Source organism: Tengunoibacter tsumagoiensis (assembly GCF_003967535.1).
Lineage (GTDB): Bacteria > Chloroflexota > Ktedonobacteria > Ktedonobacterales > Ktedonobacteraceae > Tengunoibacter > Tengunoibacter tsumagoiensis.
On record NZ_BIFR01000001.1, the window covers coordinates 2,300,110 to 2,321,650 of the forward strand.

The 21,541-nt window shown below is 48.6% G+C and carries 16 protein-coding genes and 1 riboswitch; of the genes, 5 read left to right on the forward strand and 11 right to left on the reverse strand.

Going from position 1 to position 21,541, the window contains the following annotated elements; genetic code table 11:
• Nucleotides 1-51: 51 nt before the first annotated feature.
• The 7 genes from EL628_RS09065 to yqeK form a co-directional block, all read right to left on the reverse strand.
• Nucleotides 52-420 carry a Rieske (2Fe-2S) protein gene (locus tag EL628_RS09065; RefSeq protein ID WP_126579633.1) on the reverse strand — a complete coding sequence of 123 codons (369 nt, stop codon included), beginning with the start codon at nucleotides 418-420 and terminating at the stop codon, nucleotides 52-54.
• 2 nt (nucleotides 421-422) lie between these two features.
• Entirely contained in the window at nucleotides 423-2,891 is a 2,469-nt protein-coding gene (nirB, locus tag EL628_RS09070) for a nitrite reductase large subunit NirB (RefSeq protein ID WP_126579634.1), read from the reverse strand.
• Nucleotides 2,888-5,029 carry a molybdopterin oxidoreductase family protein gene (locus tag EL628_RS09075; protein WP_126579635.1) on the reverse strand — a complete coding sequence of 714 codons (2,142 nt, stop codon included), beginning with the start codon at nucleotides 5,027-5,029 and terminating at the stop codon, nucleotides 2,888-2,890. Before EL628_RS09075 ends, nirB begins: the two co-directional genes overlap by 4 nt.
• 494 nt (nucleotides 5,030-5,523) lie before the next feature.
• A complete protein-coding gene (locus tag EL628_RS09080) occupies nucleotides 5,524-6,642 on the reverse strand; it encodes a helix-turn-helix domain-containing protein (RefSeq protein ID WP_126579636.1) in 1,119 nt (372 codons plus the stop codon).
• A gap of 207 nt (nucleotides 6,643-6,849) precedes the next feature.
• Nucleotides 6,850-8,637, reverse strand: a complete 1,788-nt coding sequence (locus EL628_RS09085; RefSeq protein ID WP_126579637.1) for an ABC transporter ATP-binding protein — start codon at nucleotides 8,635-8,637, stop codon at nucleotides 6,850-6,852.
• Nucleotides 8,634-10,379, reverse strand: coding sequence for an ABC transporter ATP-binding protein (locus tag EL628_RS09090; RefSeq protein ID WP_126579638.1), 1,746 nt, complete (start codon nucleotides 10,377-10,379; stop codon nucleotides 8,634-8,636). The genes EL628_RS09085 and EL628_RS09090 overlap by 4 nt, the downstream gene beginning before the upstream one ends.
• A 160-nt stretch (nucleotides 10,380-10,539) precedes the next feature.
• On the reverse strand, nucleotides 10,540-11,184 hold the full coding sequence (gene yqeK, locus EL628_RS09095; RefSeq protein ID WP_126579639.1) for a bis(5'-nucleosyl)-tetraphosphatase (symmetrical) YqeK: 645 nt from the start codon (nucleotides 11,182-11,184) through the stop codon (nucleotides 10,540-10,542).
• A 207-nt stretch (nucleotides 11,185-11,391) separates the two neighbouring features.
• Between yqeK and EL628_RS09100 the strand changes: the two genes are divergently transcribed.
• Together EL628_RS09100 and EL628_RS09105 are read left to right on the forward strand one after the other, a co-directional pair.
• On the forward strand, nucleotides 11,392-11,841 hold the full coding sequence (locus EL628_RS09100; RefSeq protein ID WP_126579640.1) for a DUF8617 domain-containing protein: 450 nt from the start codon (nucleotides 11,392-11,394) through the stop codon (nucleotides 11,839-11,841).
• 6 nt (nucleotides 11,842-11,847) lie between these two features.
• Nucleotides 11,848-12,249 (forward strand): VOC family protein, encoded by a 402-nt coding sequence (locus tag EL628_RS09105; protein ID WP_126579641.1) that lies wholly within the window; start codon nucleotides 11,848-11,850, stop codon nucleotides 12,247-12,249.
• Between the two features lie 125 nt (nucleotides 12,250-12,374).
• On the opposite strand, the gene EL628_RS09110 is transcribed toward EL628_RS09105, so the two are convergent.
• The 4 genes from EL628_RS09110 to EL628_RS09125 all read right to left on the reverse strand — a co-directional run bounded on the left by EL628_RS09110 (nucleotide 12,375) and on the right by EL628_RS09125 (nucleotide 17,853).
• The gene (locus EL628_RS09110) at nucleotides 12,375-12,830 is read right to left on the reverse strand and encodes a thioredoxin family protein (RefSeq protein WP_126579642.1); all 456 of its coding nucleotides are present in this window, start codon (nucleotides 12,828-12,830) and stop codon (nucleotides 12,375-12,377) included.
• Nucleotides 12,831-12,836: 6 nt separating this feature from the next.
• Nucleotides 12,837-13,331: a DUF4395 domain-containing protein gene (locus tag EL628_RS09115; RefSeq protein ID WP_161975370.1), complete on the reverse strand. Its 495-nt coding sequence runs from the start codon at nucleotides 13,329-13,331 to the stop codon at nucleotides 12,837-12,839.
• 315 nt (nucleotides 13,332-13,646) lie between these two features.
• Nucleotides 13,647-14,741, reverse strand: coding sequence for a GntR family transcriptional regulator (locus EL628_RS09120; protein ID WP_161975371.1), 1,095 nt, complete (start codon nucleotides 14,739-14,741; stop codon nucleotides 13,647-13,649).
• Nucleotides 14,742-14,916: 175 nt separating this feature from the next.
• Nucleotides 14,917-17,853 (reverse strand): sugar-binding protein, encoded by a 2,937-nt coding sequence (locus EL628_RS09125; RefSeq protein WP_126579645.1) that lies wholly within the window; start codon nucleotides 17,851-17,853, stop codon nucleotides 14,917-14,919.
• Between the two features lie 872 nt (nucleotides 17,854-18,725).
• Between EL628_RS09125 and EL628_RS09130 the strand changes: the two genes are divergently transcribed.
• The 3 genes from EL628_RS09130 to cobU all read left to right on the forward strand — a co-directional run bounded on the left by EL628_RS09130 (nucleotide 18,726) and on the right by cobU (nucleotide 21,116).
• Nucleotides 18,726-19,430: a histidine phosphatase family protein gene (locus tag EL628_RS09130; protein WP_126579646.1), complete on the forward strand. Its 705-nt coding sequence runs from the start codon at nucleotides 18,726-18,728 to the stop codon at nucleotides 19,428-19,430.
• 42 nt (nucleotides 19,431-19,472) lie between these two features.
• Nucleotides 19,473-20,384, forward strand: a complete 912-nt coding sequence (gene cobS, locus EL628_RS09135) for an adenosylcobinamide-GDP ribazoletransferase (protein ID WP_161975372.1) — start codon at nucleotides 19,473-19,475, stop codon at nucleotides 20,382-20,384.
• A gap of 66 nt (nucleotides 20,385-20,450) precedes the next feature.
• Complete coding sequence (cobU, locus tag EL628_RS09140) at nucleotides 20,451-21,116, forward strand: bifunctional adenosylcobinamide kinase/adenosylcobinamide-phosphate guanylyltransferase (protein ID WP_126579648.1); 666 nt, start codon at nucleotides 20,451-20,453, stop codon at nucleotides 21,114-21,116.
• Between the two features lie 137 nt (nucleotides 21,117-21,253).
• A riboswitch (cobalamin riboswitch) is annotated at nucleotides 21,254-21,460 on the forward strand.
• Nucleotides 21,461-21,541: the final 81 nt, after the last annotated feature.

A 21,541-nucleotide genomic window follows, 5' to 3' on the forward strand; every position in this document is an offset into this window, starting at 1 on the left:
CCTCATTCAGGTACGCGACAGATGAGTAGCATGCCTGAATCTGGCCCCTGTTTATCTATCAATTGTCAGTAGAATATCACCAGTATCGCTTAAAGAGGCAGGATATGTCTGCAAAGGGTTACAGGTGTTTTCGATAGGTTGCCCTGTTGCCAGGTTAAAGGCAAAACTGTGTAGTGGGCAGATCACTTTAGCTGGACCAACAAGCCCATCCGCGAGCGGCCCTCCCCGGTGCGGGCAGTCCGGTTGGGTCGCATAGATATTGCCATCACGTGAGCGAAAGACGACGACTTTTCTATTCCCGACCTGAAATGCCCGCCCCTCTCCAGGAGGAATACATTCAACCGGACCAAGATTGTAGATCGCGCGAACAGTTGGAGCCACGGTTTCAGGAGACTGTTTCTCCTTTTCGAGCGTACTCATGATTACAGTGCCTCTACTTTCGTCACGCTGCTGATAGTCTCCACCACACTTGTGAACTGCCCTGGTGTATGTGGCATAATAGCCTCCTGCCAGGGATCTTTATAGGCCTCTACCGCTGCCTGCATATCCCTGTCCAGCCGCTCACATATACCGTCAACATCATCAATGAGAATCTGGCGCAGCCGTTCAATGCCCATGCGCTGGACAAGGCCATAGGTACGTTCCAGGTATCTGGCATTCTCGCGGTAATATTGCATAAATCTTCCCATGTACTGCAATACTTTTTCCTGTGAGTCTACTATACACAACACGTCTCCCTTGCGTACTGAGGCTCCTGCAGCACCCCCAATAAAGATCTCCCACTTCCCGCCCTCGATGGCGACGGCTCCCAGATCTTTTATCGTTGCTTCAGCACAATTGCGGGGACAGCCAGAGACCGCCAGCTTCATTTTATGGGGGGATTCGATGCCCTGGAAGCGCTTTTCTATCTTAATACCCAGAGCAGTACTGTCACCGACACCGAAGCGACAAAAATCAGTGCCTACGCAGGTCTTGCAGGTACGAAACGATTTGGTATAGGCATGCCCTGAAGGCATACCCAGATCCTGCCAGACCTGCGGCAATTGTTCTTTTTCGATACCAAGCAGATCGATACGCTGCCCACCAGTAATCTTTACCATCGGTACACGATATTTTTCAGCCACGTCCGCAATTCGCCGCAATTCCTCTGCGGATGTTACTCCGCCGTAGATACGCGGCACAACACTGAATGTGCCATCATGCTGAATATTGGCGTGTACACGATCATTAATGAAGCGAGCATCGCGCTCGTCTTCATAATCTTTGCCCCAGATAATCTTGAGCAGTGAAGCCAGACCGAGTTTGCTGGCAGGATCCTCTTTGCCATGAGCAAGCGCCATAAATACGGCAGAGACACTTCGCAGGTTCTGTTCTCTGATCGCTTTGATCAGTTCTGGCTTGGTCAGCGCTACTCCTGGTACGTAGTAGTGGATCGAGGGATCTTCGACCAGTTGATCTCCAGCAGCCTGCTCGAGAATTTCCTGCACCTGGGATTTGCAGGCACCACATCCGGTACCAGCGCGTGTAAAGTCACAAAGCACTTTTAAGCTGCGCTTCCCGGCCTTTACTCCTGCGATAATTTTTCCTTTTGTGACGCCATTGCAGTTACAGATCTGTGCACTATCAGGTAAATCCGCTACGCTGGTCGCTTTGCTCTCTCCTGCGAGCGAGAAGAGTAGCTCTGCACGATTCTCAGGTAGAGGGGCCTTGCGATCAAAAAGTTGTAAAACTCTAGGAGCGGCCTGGCCATCACCCATGAGAGTAGCTCCTACCAGGCGGTTGTCATGGATAATGAGCTTCTTGTAGATACCTTTGCCTGGTTCGGCGTAGGTTACGACTTCGTCGTCCTCACTATAGGGGTCTTTCTCACCCATAATCGCCAGTTCTACGCCCATTACTTTTAATTTTGTCGAGACCTGAGAACCCTGGTACAGTGCTTGTGAGGCTTCGTCAACGAGACGTTCAGCAAGTACCTGGGCCTGTTCCCAGATGGGGGAGACGAGGCCATAGGTCTGTCCGCGATGCTGGATACATTCCCCAAGGGCGTAGATATTCCTCATGCCTTTACAGGAGAGATCATCTTCCACGAGAATGCCCTGGTCGACGGCCAGTCCACTCTGGCAGGCCAGCTCGATGTTCGGACGAATGCCTGTTGAGATAACAAGCATATCGCAGTCTAGTAGAGAGCCATCTTGAAATGCGAGGCCTGTGACATGGCCGTTCCCGAGTACAGAACTGGCCCGCTTTTTTAAATGGAGATGAACCCCCATGCTTTCCAATGATTTCTGCAAGATTTTGCCCGCGGAAGGATCAAGCTGGACATTCATAAGATGCGTCGTGACATGCGCTACATGCACTTCAAGGCCGCGATTAAGTAACCCACGCGCTGCTTCGAGTCCCAGTAATCCGCCACCAACAATGACCGCTTTGCGTGCGTGTGAGGCATATTCAACCATCTCCTGACAATCGTCCATCGTGCGAAAGACAAAGATGCCATCCTTCAATCCGCTTTGCTCGCCAGAGAGATTCTCTAAGGCAGGCACGAACGGTTTACTGCCTGTGGCAATAACTAACTTATCATAGGGTTCAACCAGATCATCTCCAGCAAGCACAACTTTAGACACAGGATCAATTGCACTTACATGCTTACCTGCATGGAGAGTGATATTGTTTTCTTCATACCAGGAGAGAGGATTGATAAAGATATCTTTGGGATCGTGCGTCCCTGCCAGCACACCAGAAAGCAGAATACGATTGTAGTTCCCATAAGGTTCAGCGCCAAACATGATAATCTCAAAAAGGTTGCTCCCCTGACGCGCTAATACCTCTTCGACCAGACGAGCGCCAGCCATACCATTTCCAATGATTACGAGCCTCTGCTTGTGCGTCATACTTCTTCTTCCTCCTGCAATGCTCCTGGTAGAACGATACGAACCGCACAGATCTTGAACTCGGGCATACGACTGATAGGATCTAGTGCGGGATGAGTGAGACGATTGATGGATTGCTTACCACTCCAATGGAAAGGTGCAAAGATAGTATCTTCGCGAATATCGGGAGTCACCTTTACAGCGAAGGTGGCACTCCCTCGTCGTGTTGCCAGGATTACCTGATCACCTGTAGTGAGGTTATAGCGTTGAGCAACACCTGGATGCATTTCCACTTGTGCAGCGGGCATATTCGCACATAACTGTTCAATCCGCCGCGTCTGCGTCCCCGATTGATACTGGGAAAGGACGCGCCCGGTGGTCAAATACAGGGGATACTCACTATCAATTGTCTCAGCTGGCTGCTGATGACGAATAGCGTGAAAGCGAGCCTTCCCTGTTGGTGTAGGGAAACTCTGCTGAAACAGGCGTGGTGTACCCGGGTGATCCAATGAGGGACAGGGCCAGAAGACCCCGGCTCGAATTTTTTCATAGGTCATGCCGCTATAGTCGGCGATCCCCCCGGCACTGGCGCGGCACAATTCCGCAAAGACCTCTTCAGCCATACCCTCCTGGCGATAGTTGAAGAATTGTCCTTTGCCCAATCGGCTAGCCAGGTCACATAATAAATGCATATCGCTTCGTACTCCTGGAGGTGGATCAAAGGCACGTTGGCGTAGAAGCACACGACCTTCCAGGTTGGTCATAGTGCCCTCTTCCTCGGCCCATTGCGTTATGGGCAAGACAATGTCGGCCATCTGAGCCGTCTCTGAGAGAAAGAAATCAGCGACCACCAGCGTCTCCAGCGATTGGAGACGTTGCTGTATATGCTGTGCACGAGGAGCCGATACTACAATGTTCGATCCCATCACAAACAATGCGTGGATGCCATCGTTGGTACCAATCTGGTCAAGCATTTCGTAGGCGGACTTGCCGGGACCGGGTAGATCGCTTTCAGCAATATTCCATACCTGTGCAATATGGCTACGTGCTGCAAAATCATTGATACTGCGATAACCGGGAAGCTGATCGGCCTTCTGACCATGTTCACGGCCTCCCTGACCATTGCCCTGACCGGTCAGCGAACCATATCCGCTGTAGGGACGGCCAACTAAGCCCAGAGCAAGTGCCAGATTGATATAAGCCAGTGTATTGTTCACACCCTGACTCTGCTGCTCGACGCCACGTGCAGATAAGATCATGGCTGATGTGGCCGTACCGAGCAGATGAGCAGCCTCACTCAGTTGAGACTCTGGTACCCCTGTCAGTTGTTCCACACGTCCTGGCCAGTAAGCCGCAGCCATCGCTCTTACGCGTTCAAAGCCTTCGGTCCGCTCTAAAATATAGGAATGGTCAAGCAGGCCATCTCGGATCAAGATATGCAAGAGCCCATTTGCCAACACCGCATCCGAGCCAGGGGTAAGTGCAAGATGCAGCGAGGCAGCTCGTGCGGTTGGTGTGTAACGTGGGTCAGTAACAATCAGCTTTCCACCATTGGCCCGTTGCGCCTCAATGTATTGCATCATGGGAGGCATGGTCTCGGCAATATTGCTACCAAGTAGTAAGAGTACGTCAGTCCTGGCAATATCTGCTACCGGGAAGGGCAGCCCACGATCCAGGCCAAAGGCTTTCTGGGCAGCTGCTGCGGCGGAAGACATACAAAAGCGTCCGTTGTAATCAATATGTGAGGTTCTCAGTGCGACTCGTGCAAATTTCCCCAGCAGATAGGCTTTTTCATTCGTGAGTGATCCCCCTCCAAACACGCCCACTGCATTGATGCCATGGCGTTCCTGTACCTCTTGAAATGCTGCTGCACACCGCTCTAATGCCTCATCCCATGTTGCCTCCACGAACTCACCCGCAGTGTTGCGAATAAGGGGGGCAAGCAGGCGATCGGGATGGGCAAGGGTAGCGGTGGATGTCCATCCCTTAACACAGAGGCCGCCTTTATTCACTGGAAATGTGGCATTGCCAGTTACCGTGGCTTTTGCACGTGTCCCCTGCACATACATACCACACTGGAAGGCACAATATGGGCAATGAGTAGCTACTCCGCTTGATGCGGACGAGCTGTGCGTGTGTTGTGAAGCAGTACTGTGCATCGCCGTTTCCTTCCTGATAGAGGGGAAAAGCTATTTCCCACTCTGTATCTTTTATGGAGGTTATGTACCACATAAGGCATCTTTGCCATCCAGGAAAGCCATCAGGAGTCACAGCATCGTTACTTGATGAAGCCCGTTTCGTCAGAGGAATACCATTAGCAACACTGCTCAGGGATACATGTTCTATCGCCTTGTTCATAGTATACTATGCACATAAACATTCTGGAATAGAGGGGAAAATTTGATTCCTCCTGGTCGATTTTCTCTAATTGGCGCTCTTATGTACTGGAATTTGTGCACTATGCACAAAAATAGAGGAAAATTGAGCCTGATACAGTGTTTTTTGGTTCTGGTCAGAAGTTTTTTAGTATCGAGCATCTAAGGTATTCGTCAAAATGCACAACAGGCTTTGAGGTTGAGAGACTGTGAAGGGGATAGTTTTTTTCCTCTTTTGGAAAAAATGGAGAGAGAATCAGTGGAAAAAATGGAGAGAATTAGTATTCGCCAGATCCATGTAATAGTTCGCCCAGGTTACGACTGGCCTGGCGCATGAGTAATGATTGGTCATCAAGATAGTATTGTAAACGGTAAAGGCGTTCAATGAGATGCTGGTGGCTGTACATCTGCGCGAGATGTGCAACTTCGATGAGTAGGGGCATGGCCTGAAGAATATCACCACAACAGATCATCATTTCGGCACGATCGATCGTTAATAGCATATTGCACAGGTTGTTGGATGGTAAAAATTGTTGCGCGAGTTGAAGATACTTCTGGCTCTTTTCATGCTTTCCCATCCTGGCATAGATAGCCACACATTCTTCATAGACGAAACCCAGGCTAAAAAAGAGAAAAGGGGGATTGGGAGTAAGATGAGTATGCGCAAGCTCCTCGGCCCGGCCAATTTCGCGCTCAAAACTGGTGTAGTCCTCATTACTGGCATATGCTCTGCTTAACAGGAGGGCATTCAGGCCACGTGCTGGTATGTTGGCAGGCGGAATGGACTCAGCTAGCTGCTCCAGTAGATGAATTGCCTGTGCCTTTTCACCACGACGGCGTTTTATATCAGCTTGATAAGCATAGGCAACCGAGAGCAGACCCAGATCATTAATAGCCTCAGCGATCTGTGCCATCTTCTGAAAGTGAATAAGGATGTACTCTGCTTCGCGTGTCCTGCGTGTGATCGCATGAGTTTGACCAGCTACACAGTGTGCCTGAGCAAGCGCACTCAGAAAAGCGATATCATTATTGTTTGTATGATGGATGACATTGCGAAAAAATGTATCGATGGTGGACTGTGCTTCTATAAAGCAGGCCTGTGAAATCAGCATTGCGGCCCGTTCAATACCTTCCTGTACCTGTGCAACGGTAGAAATATGGTGTCTTGAGGCTGCAAGTCCGAGCTCTACAGGATCGATTTCTAACAGGTTCGCGATACGGCGCAGGTCCGATATATTTTCAAGCGTGCGTTCGCCATTCTCATACATGCGCAGTGTGCGGGCTTCTACTCCCAATTCGCTTGCGAGCTGTTTCTGTGTCAGTCCACGTGCTTTGCGATGTGCCCGGATAACTTGACCAACGGCGGAAGGGGGATATTTTAAGGGTCGAGTTGTCAACTGTCTTCCTCCTCGGGCCTACGCTATGCAATGCTAGAGAAGCAAGTACAAAGAGCTTGCTCCGTTCATGCTGAAAAGATGTGTTAAGAAATTATACCATAGAATAAAAGGGTCAACTGAGAGATGAGACTGTGAGCCCGAGCTGCTGTTTGGGAACGATGTCCAGGAGACTGTTGTTCGCTGCAATGCCGTAGAAGACCTGAGGAATTAATCCTGAAGATCTTGAGACACTTCTTGATGAAGTCTTCCATGCCACAGCTTGTTCATCTCCTCACTGTGCTCAAGTAAATAGTCTAATGTGCCTTCTGCCTCTATCTTTCCATCTTTGAGCACAATGATGTGATCGGCTTGTGACAAAATTTGTCGTCGATGGGAGACGGTCAAACAAGTGACCTGTTCCTGTGTACGAAGCTGTTTCCACAGATGCTGCTCAGTTTCGACATCTAAGGCACTCGAGACATCATCAATAATCAGAAGCGATCCATTTCGGACAAACATGCGAGCCAGGGCTGCGCGTTGAACCTGTCCCCCCGAAAGTTTTACCCCTCGTGGTCCAACAAAGGTATCAAGACCCTTCTCAAAATGTTGGACATCTTCTGCAAGTACCGCAAGACGAAGAGCTGATGCAAGGTCGACCTGATCTTCTGGTAATCCCAGCAGGAGATTCTCTTTCAGCGTTAAACTGAAGAGACGTGGAACCTGCGATGTATAGCCGCTATGTGGGGGGATAAAAAAACTCGCTGGATCTTTTACTTGCTGGCCATTCCAATACATTTGTCCGCTATCATAAGGAAGAAGACCTTGTAGGACACGGAGCAACGTTGTTTTCCCAGCTCCGAGGCGTCCTGTAATAACAGTAAACGTTCCTCGCTGAAGCGTAAGGTTAATATCTTCAATCCCCTTTTGTGATGAAGAATAGGTATACGATACGTGACGAATGTGTAACGTGGACAAAGCATCACTTTCTGTACAGACAGGAAGCGCTAGTATGGGGAGCGAACCCCGAAGATACAATGATCGGTGTTTAACCAGTACATCAGCAGAATCTTGTGGAAGGAGTTCATGTAATCGTTCGAGAGAGACTTGCGTTTGCTTGTACTGAGCAATAAAATCGCCGGAAATCGTTGTGACCTGGGATATCCATGTAAGATAGGAAACAAAAAGAGTAAATGATCCAACCGAAAATGTCCCGGCATTCATAGCCTGGGCTGCGAGGAGCAAAAGACAACCAACTCCAATATTGGCGGCATTTGCATTGATAGAACTGATACCACGAGAGATGAACAGGTCATTTAATGCTGCTTTCCTCCGCTTATTGTTTAACGTATCAAAATGGGCCGTCACATACTGGGCAGTGTTCGCAACCTTGATTGCCAGCACAGCGCCAAATACCTCGCCCAATAGACCTGTAATGTCACCAATAGCTTTCTGGTTTGCACGACGATACTTGCGAATGAAATCACCCAGGAAATTCACAAGGATAAGGACAAAAACCATGGGTAAAAAGATAACGAGCGTCAAGAAGAAATGAATAGAACCGAGCACAATGAACGCCGTTATTGTGACGACGATCTGTCCAACAAGATCAATCGTACTAGGAAGCACTCCTACAATGGCACCAACATCATCACGGAAACGGCTCAATGCCTCACCGGCAGATGCAGGCAGTGCATCGGCCCCAGGTTTTTGCAGAAGACGGGTGAAAAGATTAAGACGAAGCAAGGTTGTCGCATAGAATGTAAAGAGCGCATCGATAAGCGTTCCTGCAAAGAGCACCGAAATACGTCCCAGTTCAGCGCCGACGAGCAACGCAATAAGGCTCCATACATTAAGACCAACGGTCGCATGGCCATCCAGCACATCAAAAAGCTGCTTCATAATCAACCCGGGCACGAGGGGAAGCACGTAAAATAATCCGCCAAACAGCAGCATATCAAGCAGATACAAACCACGACGGAAGGTAATTAAACGCCAGAGGCTTCGCCATACGTTCATGCAAGCACCTCTTCAAGACCAGTTCGCCTTAAAGAGTTAAAATAGGATGTTGGCTCTTTGGCCAATGTCTCTCGTGCTCCAAATTCACGAATCATCCCTTTCTCTAAGATCAAAACAAAATCTACCTGTTCGAGAGTTTTTAAATGATGAGCAATAACGATCGTTGTTCGGCCAGCAAGTAAATGGGCAAATGCTTGATCTAGAGAGTGTTCGGTAGCAGGATCAAGGCGAGATGAAGCCTCATCAAGAATAACTACCTGTACATTCTTCACGAAGACACGGACTAACGCCAATAATTGTGCCTCCCCGGCTGACAAACCATCTCCTTGAGGGGTAAGGAGTGTATCAAGTCCTTGGGGTAAAGACAAAAGCCAGGGACCAAGCCCTACTTCAGTGATTGCCTGTATGAGGTGTTGATCGGGAATAGTTGGATTGAACAACGTCAGATTATCGCGAACAGTTGCATGAAACAATTGCACTTCTTGCGTCACCAGCCCTATCGCCTGACAGATATCTGCTTGCTTTATAGTGCGAAGATCATGATCTCCAATGCGAATTGTCCCTGAGATGGGAACATAGAGACGAAATAAAAGGCGTGTGACTGTTGTTTTTCCACTTCCTGTTCTCCCTACTATACCGAGGGCTTTGCCAGCAGGCAACTGAAACGTCACATCTTGGAGGACGGGGACTGTTTCAGCGTAGGAGAAATTCACGTGCTCAAATGCGAGAGAAGGTGCTGTGGAAAGATGGAGGGGCATATCTCCATCAGCAATTGTGTTGCTTCGATCAAGTAACAGCACAATACGCTCTAACCCCACAGTTGCCTGTTGGAAATCAAGCAATTGACGGTTAATCTCCTCTTTTGGGCGAATAACCATATCGGTTAAACGATAAATAATATAGGCAGTTCCAACATCAATGAGGTGATGACTAAATAAGTAGAGGATCATAGCAAAGGATAAACCAGTGCTTATGACAAAGAGAAAGCGTGATGTTGAATTTGTCACTGTCGTAATCGCTTCGGCACGCCAGGTGGCACGCCGTATCGTGCGGGCATAGAAATAAAAGCGCTGCAGAGCATAAGAAACTGCCCCATTTGCTTTTAACTCTTCCGTTCCGACGAGATGTTCCTCCAGAAACCCAAAGAAGTCAGATGTGGCCTGTCTTACGTTTCTCCAAAATGGAACACCGATATTTCTCACACGCATAAGAGCATATAAAACACCTATTGTGCAGATAGTTAAAAACAATCCTAATCGCCAGTCGATCGTGAGTAAATAGAGAAGGACTCCACAGACAAGGAGGATATTGCCAAGTAAAGAGACAACAAAACGGGAGAAAAAGTTACGAAGCATATTCACATCGCCATCAATGCGTTCTATCAGCTCCCCTGGGGTATGTTGATGATGGAAAGTGAAATCGAGGTTGAGACAGTGATACGTTAATGCCGACCGTAGCTTGTTCGTCGCAATCCAGGCGGTGTTTTCTGCGACATACGCCTCTATAAGCCCGACAATTTGTTGTGCAAAGGCAATGCAAAGAAAGAGAATACCCTGGTTCATAAGAGTACGGAGAGAAGTATGTCCAACCATGTTTATAAATGCACCCAGAACCAGTGGATTAAGAATGCGTAATGAGATTAAGCAAATAAGAAGTACCGCGAGAAGAAGCACTCTGGGCCATTGAGGAGCAATTACATAGATACGTAGAAACTGCCAATAACGTTTTGCCGTTACTTTCATCAATCTCGTTACCTTCTTACTAAATGGACCTGCTATCCCAGTTGATAACCTAAAAGTACGCAGACTATTCCGAATATCATTCCTCTTCTTATACTATGTACGACCTTTGACCTCTTGTTGCCCATTGGGTATCAGGCTTTCTTCCGGATCAAAAATCGCCTTATTTGGAGTCGCTTCCACATAGATCGTATACGGCAGCTTGAAGCCAGGGATGAATCACAAGAAGTGTGTCGCGGCGCGACCAGAGATAGGAGAGAAAGAAGCTCGTCGCTTGATCGAGCGACTGGGTCAGGGCCGCTTGAAGATCGTGTGCATAGGGCGGAATGCCAGGCTGGTCCCAGGCCAGTTTATCTGCAACAAAGAGTACTTTATCGAGCGCGGTAGGTTTAGGACGCAGGGTGGTATGGCAGCCGATGGCATCCAGGATCAGAACATTCCTGACCCCAAAGATCTCTTGAGCCATCAGCCGTGAGAGCTTCTGGTGAACAATCATTGGACAACGATCTTCTTCTGCAAAGACCTCAAGTCCGAGGCTACGTGCGATGTGAACACGTTCTTTAGGAGGAATGATAGCGCTCACATCGTGGAGCCAGCCAGCTATTTCCGCCTGGACAAGATCCACTGAAGCTGACGTAGCAACATGGCGGGCCATGGCAGCGACTTGTTGGCAATGGAGTGCAGTAGCAGGGTGGTGATGCTGGTGCAAGAAAGCGGGCACATCTTGTGAGAGGTTGCCGGTTAATTGAAGATCCCCGAGGAGGTGGGCGAGGATCTCATGAGATGGAGCAATTGGGCGTTCTGGCATGCTTTTAACATTCCTCACTCTTGTTGTATAGGGATATATAGTATTATTGTATTATACATAATCTTAGATTGGGGTTTTATTATTTATACCCCTTAGCCAGGGAATTTTGAGGGTGACTGAATGTACCTCAATTTGAGCTCTCTACTACTTCGTGTAACTTTATAGCTTCTTTCGCTATAGAGTAGCATTTCGGAGGAGTGTAATGCTGTGTCCAAGTTTCTCTGTCATTGTGGTTACATTATTAGGGACCAAACGGATTATTTGCCGTATAAAGCATATTTTTTCTTAGATGCAGATACAAATCAGTCGTTCGAAAGATTTTACACGTATCTGCATGATTTGCAAATAGCCCTTGATCAAGGCAAGCACCAGGAATTTTTTAAGGTAGTTCATGGGGAAGAAAATAGAATAGAACCTTTTTCCCTCGAAGACAGCGTAGCTACAATGTTTGGAGGCTTATTTGCAACTCGTAGTCATACTTTGTACGAATGTGAAAATTGTGGAAGGATATGGCTACAATCACATCGTGATATGAATCATTACATTCCCTATCTTCCGGAAGGCTCCATGAGAGGCGTTCTGAAAGCTGATGATGATAAAAAGAAAGCATATATAGAAGCTGTTTACGAAGAGCTGACTGAAAAAGAGGGAGAATAAGAGGCCATGATCAGAACTTTACGTGTCACTATTCGCGTCCAGAATCAGGAGGAAGCGCTTCATTTCTATACTCAACGGCTCGGTTTTGAAAAACGTGACGATCGATCCATGGGAGCAGACCGTCGTTGGGTCACTGTTGCTCCTAAAGACGATCCAGTGCTGGAATTTGTCTTGCAACCATCCGACTGGTTTGAAGGAGAAGAGCGCCAACGCCATAATGAATTGGTAGGGAAAGACCCAACCATTGTGTTTCAGGTTGATGATTGCCAGGCCACCTTTGAGCAACTACGCATCCAGGGGGTTGAGCTATCTCTGCCGCCTACCAGGATGAGCTATGGAATTGAGGCGCATGGGAAAGATCTGTATGGCAATACTCTGGTCTTCTTACAATTGTCTCCAGCCAATTAGACCGTCTAGGTTTTCTGCCTTTGTTGTTAAGGAAAAGTTTACCAGATGAGGGGTCATCGATTAGAGTGTCAACCAGATCACAGAAGGACGAGCTTTGATGCAAGCCCGCCCTTCTGGTCAAGAGATTATTTCTGTGTGAGCACCTTGTCAATCTGCGTGAGGAGACGTTGTGTGTGAGCAAAGCCGTAGTTGATTGCCTGCGCATGGCCTGCTGCGTCCAGGATAACAGTACTGGGGACCGTCATCACATGATAGGTCTGAACGAGATCGTGCTCAGTCGTTGCATCCACGTCGATCACACTCACTGTAGACCCACGTGCCTCCAGGACGCGTTGCAATGCGGGCGCTTGTAACTGGTGGCACTGGCGACAATCCTCACTACTAAAGGCCAGTATGCGCACCTGTGACGCCTCTGATTGCTGGTGATCTCCAATGCGCTCAAGGCCAGGGTGGAGATAGGGAGTTGCCGCCAGCGCCTGCTGGCGTTGGGCTTCGATGAAACGCCGACTGACCTGGATAAGGAGCCAGACAACCACACATATCAGAACGAGTATTCCCAGACGTATCCCGATGTCTTGCATATCCTTTTATACCCCTCGCCAGTGAAAACTGCCCTCGTAACGCACTTTGGGAAGTAATCCCGCACGCCCTAGATGATAATAGACAAAACATCCGGCGCAGAAGCCTATCGTTAGATTGATGCTTGCCAATACAAAGACAATGATATCAAGCGCCCAGCCAAGTGCTATGAGGGGCGTGAAAAAAAGGACAATGCTGGCAGCCAGGAGGAAGACAACTCCAACCCCTTGCGCGAAGCGGTGCGGATTGGGATCGTCCTCAACAATTCGTGGTTTTAAGAGACCTGAAGGTATGATAAGACCCTTGTAGAGCCAGCGATAGGGATTTGCTGCTGGAAAGAGCACTGCCCATGCCATGATAAAGGCTGTGATAGGAACAAGGATAGGTAGATTGAGTAAAAAGGCTAATGCCGTTAGCAGTACAGTGCTTCCTTGAGTAAACTTGCCCAGATTCGTATCGACGCGGGGCAGATTCAACTGGGTAGCTGGTGATGACATATTCATTGTTTGCGTGCGGATACCTCTGGCCTGTGTCATAAGGGACGTCGCGATCAGGCGAACGGAAGCACGCTCCCCCTTTCTGGAGATGAGAACGCTCGCTCGTGTGGAGCACAATGCTTTCAAAATATGGACTGAGAAGTGGTGATATACAATAACTCTATTGAGCAGCTCCTCTATAACCGTCGCCTCTTTTGTTTCCCTCTTTGGACCCACTTCACATACATATCATACTATATTTGACAAAATTGATCAACTAAATCTTAAAAATAAGTAGCATGTGAGCCCTGGGAATGAAGAGGTATTGAAGAGAAGATCCCATCATCTGCTTCGGAGTTTTGGCTTGATCCAGGCGACCTCTTCAGAGGGTTTTTGACCTGCCATGAGGCTATCCAGCATATAGAATAGTGTGTGGACAATATCATCAACATCATAATCAAAGATGGTCATTTTTTTTGTACGTCCAAAGAGGACAGGTGAGCCAACATTGCCATGGGTTACTATTTTGACATCTTCGCCAACACGAATATTCATCTCTTCAAAGGCCGCCATAGCCCCATCAGTCAGCATATCGTTGCCGATAAAGAGACCATCGGGTTTCATACGATTGAGTGGTCCAAAGACCTCTCGTGCAAGCATATAGCCCTGTTCTTGTAGACTGGGAGTGTGTGATAAAAAGAGATGTGGCTGTTGAATGAGCTCCGGATAAAAAGGAGCTTTTAGTTTCGTCAGTGTGCGGCGAAAACTCTGGAACTCATTTAAGTACTGGAGATCAGTCTGATACATCCAGAAGCCGATCTGTTTGCAGCCCTGCTGAACGAGCGTCGTTGTAGCTTGCCGTCCAAGCTCTGTCCCATCGAGCTGCACGATCCAGCAGGAGGGACCTGCAAAAGCTACGTAAGGTACGGGCAGCGTTTCAAGCCATTCACGCGTCACTGAACGCAGGCCAACTCCCAGGATGCCATGGGCCATACCATGTTGAAGCAGTTTCATAATATCTTCTCGAACAGAATCTTGTTCATTCTGTAGCGGAGTTATGACATGAAACGTATAGGTTTCTTCACGCAGAGAAGCGCGTCGTTGAGCCTCTTCTTCAAGACGGACCCAGAGAAGAGGCCAGAAAGGTGGGATTGAGGGGCCTCGTAAGTTGGTTGAGTCAAACAGGATACAGATGGATTTGTGATGAATTGTTGGCGAAACAAAGATACCCTGGCGATCTTTACGATAGAGGATATTTTCTGCCTCGAGCATATTGAGTACCTCTCCAATTGTCACGCGAGTGGTGCCCAACATTTCACAGAGGCTGCGTACAGTTGGTAACTGTGCTCCAGGCCCTTTTTCATAGGCCAGATCACGCAAACGTTTACTCAGCTCTTCGAGTTTCGTATCTTCGCGCGAGGGTCTTATCGTTGCCACGGCTATCCTTCCCCTGCTCCTGATGCAGATGTTTCGCCTCATCTTTTTGTGTACTAGCACAAGTATAGTAAGCCCCTATTTTTCTGTCAAGGTTTTGATGAAGCTTCGTGGTGATCGTAGGGGGCACGAACCCTCTACGATCACAGTTGGTAGTGAAAACGATAGCGATCAACACTTAAGGATGGGTCACGCTGACATTGTCAAATGTACTGTTTTCCAGAAGCGTATTGTTGTAGGAGACCACTGCTAGACCGATATCGACAGTGTTCGCCATAGAGATAGTCTGGGTATCAACCAATGTCCAGCCTGTTCCATTCGTTGAGGTATAGCTCGTAAATGTATTGCCTGAGCGAACCAGTTTTACCCAGCCTGGAACGCTACCAGTATTGAGCGGATTCCAGGAGCTAGAACCGCCTGTGCTGGTGCGGGCTTCGGTCACAGAGCCACAACAGGCAGTCAGAGCTACATACGCGAAGGCTGAATCTGCCTGAAGGGATTCACGGATCATTACCCCTGCACGTGCATAGCCATTTGGATAGCTCATGCTTGCGACACGTGCAACGATCGTGCCATCTCCATTCAGACTCTGATAGGCATACTGGAAAGCATCAGTAGTGCCGCCAATATCACTGCCAGATCCATTGACCGCAAAGGTGCTATTGGCGTATGACGAGGAACCGGTGCTCCCAACTGAACCAATATCCTGATTCTGCCAGGGGGATGGTAATGTTCCGCCACCTCCAGGAGTAGGGGTCGGTGTGGGAGTGGTGCCTGGCGTTGGCGTTGCAGTGGGGGGTGGTGTGGGAGTCGGTCCAGGTGTTGGCGTTGAACCTGTTCCGCCGCCGTTATCACTGCTCAACTGACCTGTGCCAAAGAGACTGGGATTGTGCCAATCGTCATTGCTAGAGGCGTGCCAGAACGTTTTGCTACTGGTTGATCCCTGAATGATCGCCACATCAAAGCCTACCAGACCATTAGCAGCCGGTGTCTGTCCCAGATCGGACCAGGGAATTGCAATAAATTGCGAATACGTTCCGGTTCCATCGGCCTGTCCATAGCTTGGGAATACAGGAGGATTTGTCTGCGTGCCATTCTGATAGATCTTCATTGAATAGGTACTTTGATCAAGAGCAATCTGATAATCAGTTGAATCGTAAGAAGTGCTCTTATCATTGTTGCCATCAACATAGACCTCGATGGCATCACTATCACTGGTATAATTTGCATCGTTGAGCTTTACCAGGAGATAGAGATTTGTCGCATCCCAGGCTGATTGGAAACTCCCAGAGAAACCATATTGTGGTGATCCCTCAGACTGACTGAGTGTATAGCTTGGAGCCGTATTCCAGATAGCATCTGAGGAGCCAGTCACAGTATTCGAGGCATGGGCAATCGTCGCACCATTAAACGCACCAATGGTAATAGTCGCCGCCTGACTCGTAGCCTGCCCCAGGCCATTCTTGACGGTCACCGTAAATTGAGCTCCATTATCAGCCGAGGTCGAACTGAACGTATATTGTGGCCCAACCGCATTAGGGATATCGATCCCATTGCGTTGCCATTGATAGGTAAAAGGGGGTGTTCCACCAGCCTGAACACTCAACGTGACCACCTGTCCAGCACTCACAGTCTGGCTCTGTGGCTGCGTGAGAATAGAGGCTGCCTGCTGGGCATCATTACCGCTGAAGGAGCCAGTCAGCGTGGTGATACTACTGGCTGGAAGCATCACACTCCCAGAGACCGTTCCTGCATTCACTACCTGCTCATTTGCAGAAGTGCGATACGCAGTAAATGAAGAAGGAATATTCTGACCCTGAAAACTGAGCGACATAGTCTTGTCCGAAGTGCCGCTATTAATGAGCACAACCGTCATAGTATGGTTGCTTGAATCATTAAAGGCGACCGTCTGGATATTTGCATCTGTAGAGGTTGAATCGACCATGACTGCGCCAGGGCGAATATAGTGGAAGTACTGTTCCGAGACTGCGGAGCGCGACGTAGGATTCAGGCTGTTATCAAGCAGGCCCTGTTTCGAATCATCACTATCGCTATTGAGCCACCACGTCCAGGCGCTCAGATGTCCATACTTTAAGGCACTATACATATCAGTCCCGAGCTGGAGAGCGGCACTCCAGGCAGTGGGATCGTAGCCTGACGTTTCAGTCATCCAGACGGGCAGGTTATAAGGAGCCGTCGAATTGTAGATGCCCTGCCAGAATGTATTTGCATCTGCGGCTGGATTTACGCCATTGGAAGAATAGCCATGGACCGCAAATGTTGTGAGATACGGCTGAGCGGCAGAATTTTGCTCGGCACTGCTTAAGTAATTGCCAAGCATACCAGGATTGGAGACATCCTCGGGATAGAAAAGTCTGGTTGGAATATTGGCCTGTTTGAGAGCTGGTCCGACCACAGCCAGCAATTTTGCCAGATTGGGGGCTGTATAGTAGCAGGAGACATAGCTTAACGAGAGCTCAGGCTCGTTTTGGAGGCTGAAGGCATAAGGATAGACGCCGCTTAAACGGTGGAAGTCGTTGATATAATGGATGACAAAATCAGCGTATGCCTGCCGTGTTGCGTCGCTATCGATTAACTGATTAGGCTGGCTGTTGCTATTACTCAAACTGCCATTTTGTTTCATCCAGGCAGGTGGAGTCCACAACGAGAGAATGATCTTCACAGGAGGGAGGCCCAGGGCACTGGCTTTAGCTTCTAAGGCTTTGACGTAATCTGTCTCGGTTGTCATCACGCTTGCATCATAGGTTCCTTGCGTGACTTCATAGCCTGGTTCCATCGCTTCACGGTTCATCGAGGCACCAAGTGTGCCAACGTAGTAGGTTAAGAAAGCATCATCCCACCTACCAGACTCAGGAGTACCGAAGTAGTCAGGATACTTGTTGCCAAATGTTCCCATACCTTCGATGGTCTGAAACTGAACATTTTTATTGACCGTAATCGTTGGGGCATCCGCATGAGCGACTCCGCTGCTATGCAAGATACCCACAAGCGAGATCGTCAGTAACCCAATCATGGTCATCACTGAGATAACCTGCATGTTATGCTGAAGAATGAGCTTCTCAGATCGGTTGGCAGTGCTCTTGTGGAAAAACATGTTTTGCTCCTTAGCAAGAAAAAAAAGCCGTCTCTTCTACAGTGAAAAGATGTTGAAAATGTTTCCATTTGTTGATGAAGATGCCTGCACGCGAATAAAAAAATACTCCTTTCTCGATACGTTGCTTGCCAGTCCGTTCAGTAGATTCCAGTTGTGTATGGGAGCAGCATCTTCCGTGATGTGTTGTCATCAGCACTAAATGACAACAGGACGACTGTTTAGAGGGCCACAAAGAATCCACGACCTTGGTGAATCGTCTGTTTTTACCCTATCGGTGAGGCTATCTTATGTCTGTGTGCTAGTACAAGTATAAAAGGGAAAATGAGAGATTGTCAAGAGGTTGGGGAGGGAAGAGCGTTTTTAGGCGAAGCTGCCAGGTTCGGTCGGAGTCATACTCTTCAGAAGAACAGGTGGAATGAGCGGATTGATACAGGCATTAGCGCTCTTCTCGAGCGTAGGACTGCGCCATCATGATAAGAGCAAGCAGTGTTTGCTAGTTTGTTTGTAACCTCAATTGAGCGGTCCATTTCCATAAAATGGTGATAAAAAGAAGGCGAAACCCTCTTTTGTGTGCTAGTACAAGGCGATGAGTTCTCCTCTTTGTGTCTTATATCTCTTCTGATAATTCTCACGAGTGGCCAGGTTGTGGGTTCTGTGCTCTCCATGGCAATGCTTCAGGCTGATCCGACGATCAGAGCTATGCAATACTCTTCACTTTTGTGTCCAGAGATTAAAGCTTGTTTGCTATTAAGAGCTCTCACCTGCGTAGCTGCTAGTACCAATGATCAATATTTGGCTGTATGTTGGCAGAATGGAGTCAGACATGATAATTTTTTGATGAACTTATTTGTGATGCGAAAAAAGGATTGGACATGGAAGAGAAAGAAGCTCAGCAGACATCAATAGTGCGGCAGGGAGCGTTGAGAAAGCAGCGCTTGTGGGTTGTACGCCATGGAGAGACCTTCTGGAATGCTGAACAGCGTTTTTGCGGTTCCTCGGATATTGATCTGTCTTTGAAAGGACAAAAACAGGCTTTATGGGCAGCCGAGCAGCTCAAAGATCAGTCATTAACAGCCCTTTATGCCAGTGACCTTGTGCGGGCCCGGAGAACGGCTGAGCTTATTGCGCAGCATCAGCCAGAACCGTTAGTAGTGCAGACGCTCCCAGCCTGGCGCGAGATCTCCTTTGGCGATTGGGAAGGGATGACGTATGATCAGATTACCGAGCGTTATGGCGAGCCGCGAGCCTTCTTCACCGATCGATTGAATGCTGTCCCGCCAAATGGAGAGGCGTTTGCTGACTTCGCACAACGTATTCAAACCGTTTTTCGCGAACTGCTTCATTCTCGAAAGGAGCAGCAGGGAGACCTGGCTCTTGTCTGTCATGGAGGCGTCGTGCGCGTTCTGGTCTGTCTCGTGCTGAAGATCCCATTTGAGCGACAATGGCAGTTTCGTGTCGATAACGCCTCGCTTACCGCCATTGATTTTTATCCAGATGGAGTTGATCCCATTGCAAGCGCCTCGCTTATTGTTAGTAATTATCATAGTGGTCTATTAGATAAGAGTGATCAATCCTAAACAGAATTTGAGTGAAAATTATTGTAGAAAGATTGCATGCTAATGCCAGATCAACAAAACTATATTTCAGCTATCGATGATGAAGACGACGACTATCATGATTATGAGTACGAGTACGAATATGAAGATGAAGATGAGGACTATGCTACCGGGCGAGGTGTTGTGTCTAAAGGCCAGATAATGGATCATGTGATCGATCAGTGTAGAGAATTAGTAGCCGCCATCCGTTTTCTCTCGACGATCCCTATTCCCGGTAGTGCTCAGTTGTTTGAAGTGGATCTGCCCGAGCCACGGCTGATCATTGGAAGTGCCTACTTTCCGTGGGTGGGATTGCTGCTGGGGGGCATCCTGTACCTGGCGACCTTGCTGTTGGAGCCGTGGTTGCCATCGTTAGCTCTATCAGCGCTGCTTGTGGTTGCGCTTATTCTCTTAACGGGTGGCCTGCATCTTGATGGATTGATGGACTCCTGCGATGGAATCTTTGGGGGGACGACGAGGGAGCGCAAGCTGGAGATCATGCGCGATAGCCGGGTGGGAAGTTTTGGTGTCCTGGGCGGTGTCTCACTGCTCCTCCTGAAATTTTCGTTGGTGGCCAGTCTGAGCCATACGCTTTTGCCACTGGCCTTTGTGCTAGTTCTTCCCATCTCTCGCTGGTCAATGGTCCTGGCGATCTATCTCGCTCCAAGCGCCCGCACGACGGGATTGGGGGCAGCGACAAAACAGACCGTGACGCGAACCCATCTGATAATCGCAGGTGTCAGTGCTCTCTTCCTTGTGCTGCTGATTGGCAAATTGATTGGTCTGTATCTCTGGCTTGGTGGCTGTTTATTGGCGGTGTTACTGGCACTCTGGATGACGAGGAAATTGGGTGGTTTAACTGGTGATAGCTATGGAGCGATTGCAGAAGTCACCGAAGTTGGGCTTCTCCTCCTGCTGGTTCTCCTCCATTTCTAGCTGTGAGCATGGTATGCTAAGAGCGTTATTCTGTCTTGCGATTCAGTTGTAGAAAGTTTTTTTGAGATGTCTAACCCGTCGATACGTCGTCATACTCAACAGACTGCTTCAGAGAAGCAGCAGACCGGTGCAAATGCTCGCCTGATTCTTATTCTGGGTGGAGCTCGGAGCGGGAAAAGTGCATTTGCCGAACGGCTAGCGGAGAGCAGTGAAGGTACGGTGGCTTTTATTGCCACCGCGACCGCTGGTGATGAAGAGATGCAGCAACGTATCCAGCGTCATCAAGCTGAGCGTCCGCCCCATTGGTTGACCATTGAAGAGCCTCTAGATCTCTCTACGGCAGTACGTCAGGCGGCTGCCTCAGCCGATATTATCCTGCTTGATTGTGTGACGGTCTGGCTCTCCAACTGGCTTTTTGCCCAGCCTGATCTACCGCAGGATGAAGAAGCGTTTATAGACAGTGCAGAGTATAGTGAGCGTGGAGGAAGAGAGATCGAAGCCTTGCTACAGACGTTATCCACACTCGAAGATGGGAAGACACTTATTGCCATTAGTAATGAGGTTGGCCTGGGAATTGTGCCCGCCTATGCACTCGGGCGTCTCTATCGAGATATACTGGGACGAATCAACCAGCGTCTGGCAACAGAGGCGACCCAGGTCTACTTCATGATAGCTGGATTAGGCGTAGATATTAAGCGTTTGCATGAAGAGGCGAGCTTATTTTTCATTTAGAAATATTTCAGGCTAGAGAAAGGTTCTAGAACCTTTCTGGAACTTTGCAGAAGTGAGTGTAAGAGCCTACATGATAAAAGGGATGCAATTGACAGTCTCTGGAAATTCTCTGTATACTACCGTTGAGAATATTCTCAAGTTTTTTCTATCTATCAGGTGGTTGAGGGACCTCTCTCAACAGAATAGGGAAGTCGGTGGAAATCCGACGCAGTCGCGCTACTGTAACTGGAGTGTTGCCATCTCCTCAAACTGAGTGTAAAAGCCACTGTTCCGGAAGAGGAATGGGAAGGCAAGATGGGAAAGAAGCCAGAAGCCAGGAGACCTGCCTGATACTCATAGCTCATGATCCTTCGCGTAAAAGGAGCGAGCACCCGAGGTTGGTACTCACTATCTCTGTGTGTCTCTCTGGTTGATCTCCATTTTCG

What these genes read in the sequence shown, in the direction of transcription:
- EL628_RS09105 (WP_126579641.1), top strand. Translation starts at nt 11,848, where the DNA reads ATGATCAGAACTTTACGTGTCACTATTCGCGTCCAGAATCAGGAGGAA.
- EL628_RS09130 (WP_126579646.1), top strand. Translation starts at nt 18,726, where the DNA reads ATGGAAGAGAAAGAAGCTCAGCAGACATCAATAGTGCGGCAGGGAGCG.
- EL628_RS09125 (WP_126579645.1), bottom strand. Translation starts at nt 17,853, where the DNA reads ATGTTTTTCCACAAGAGCACTGCCAACCGATCTGAGAAGCTCATTCTT.
- cobU (WP_126579648.1), top strand. Translation starts at nt 20,451, where the DNA reads ATGTCTAACCCGTCGATACGTCGTCATACTCAACAGACTGCTTCAGAG.
- yqeK (WP_126579639.1), bottom strand. Translation starts at nt 11,184, where the DNA reads ATGCCAGAACGCCCAATTGCTCCATCTCATGAGATCCTCGCCCACCTC.
- EL628_RS09090 (WP_126579638.1), bottom strand. Translation starts at nt 10,379, where the DNA reads ATGAAAGTAACGGCAAAACGTTATTGGCAGTTTCTACGTATCTATGTA.
- EL628_RS09085 (WP_126579637.1), bottom strand. Translation starts at nt 8,637, where the DNA reads ATGAACGTATGGCGAAGCCTCTGGCGTTTAATTACCTTCCGTCGTGGT.
- cobS (WP_161975372.1), top strand. Translation starts at nt 19,473, where the DNA reads ATGCCAGATCAACAAAACTATATTTCAGCTATCGATGATGAAGACGAC.
- EL628_RS09075 (WP_126579635.1), bottom strand. Translation starts at nt 5,029, where the DNA reads ATGCACAGTACTGCTTCACAACACACGCACAGCTCGTCCGCATCAAGC.
- EL628_RS09065 (WP_126579633.1), bottom strand. Translation starts at nt 420, where the DNA reads ATGAGTACGCTCGAAAAGGAGAAACAGTCTCCTGAAACCGTGGCTCCA.
- nirB (WP_126579634.1), bottom strand. Translation starts at nt 2,891, where the DNA reads ATGACGCACAAGCAGAGGCTCGTAATCATTGGAAATGGTATGGCTGGC.
- EL628_RS09110 (WP_126579642.1), bottom strand. Translation starts at nt 12,830, where the DNA reads ATGCAAGACATCGGGATACGTCTGGGAATACTCGTTCTGATATGTGTG.
- EL628_RS09115 (WP_161975370.1), bottom strand. Translation starts at nt 13,331, where the DNA reads ATGAATATGTCATCACCAGCTACCCAGTTGAATCTGCCCCGCGTCGAT.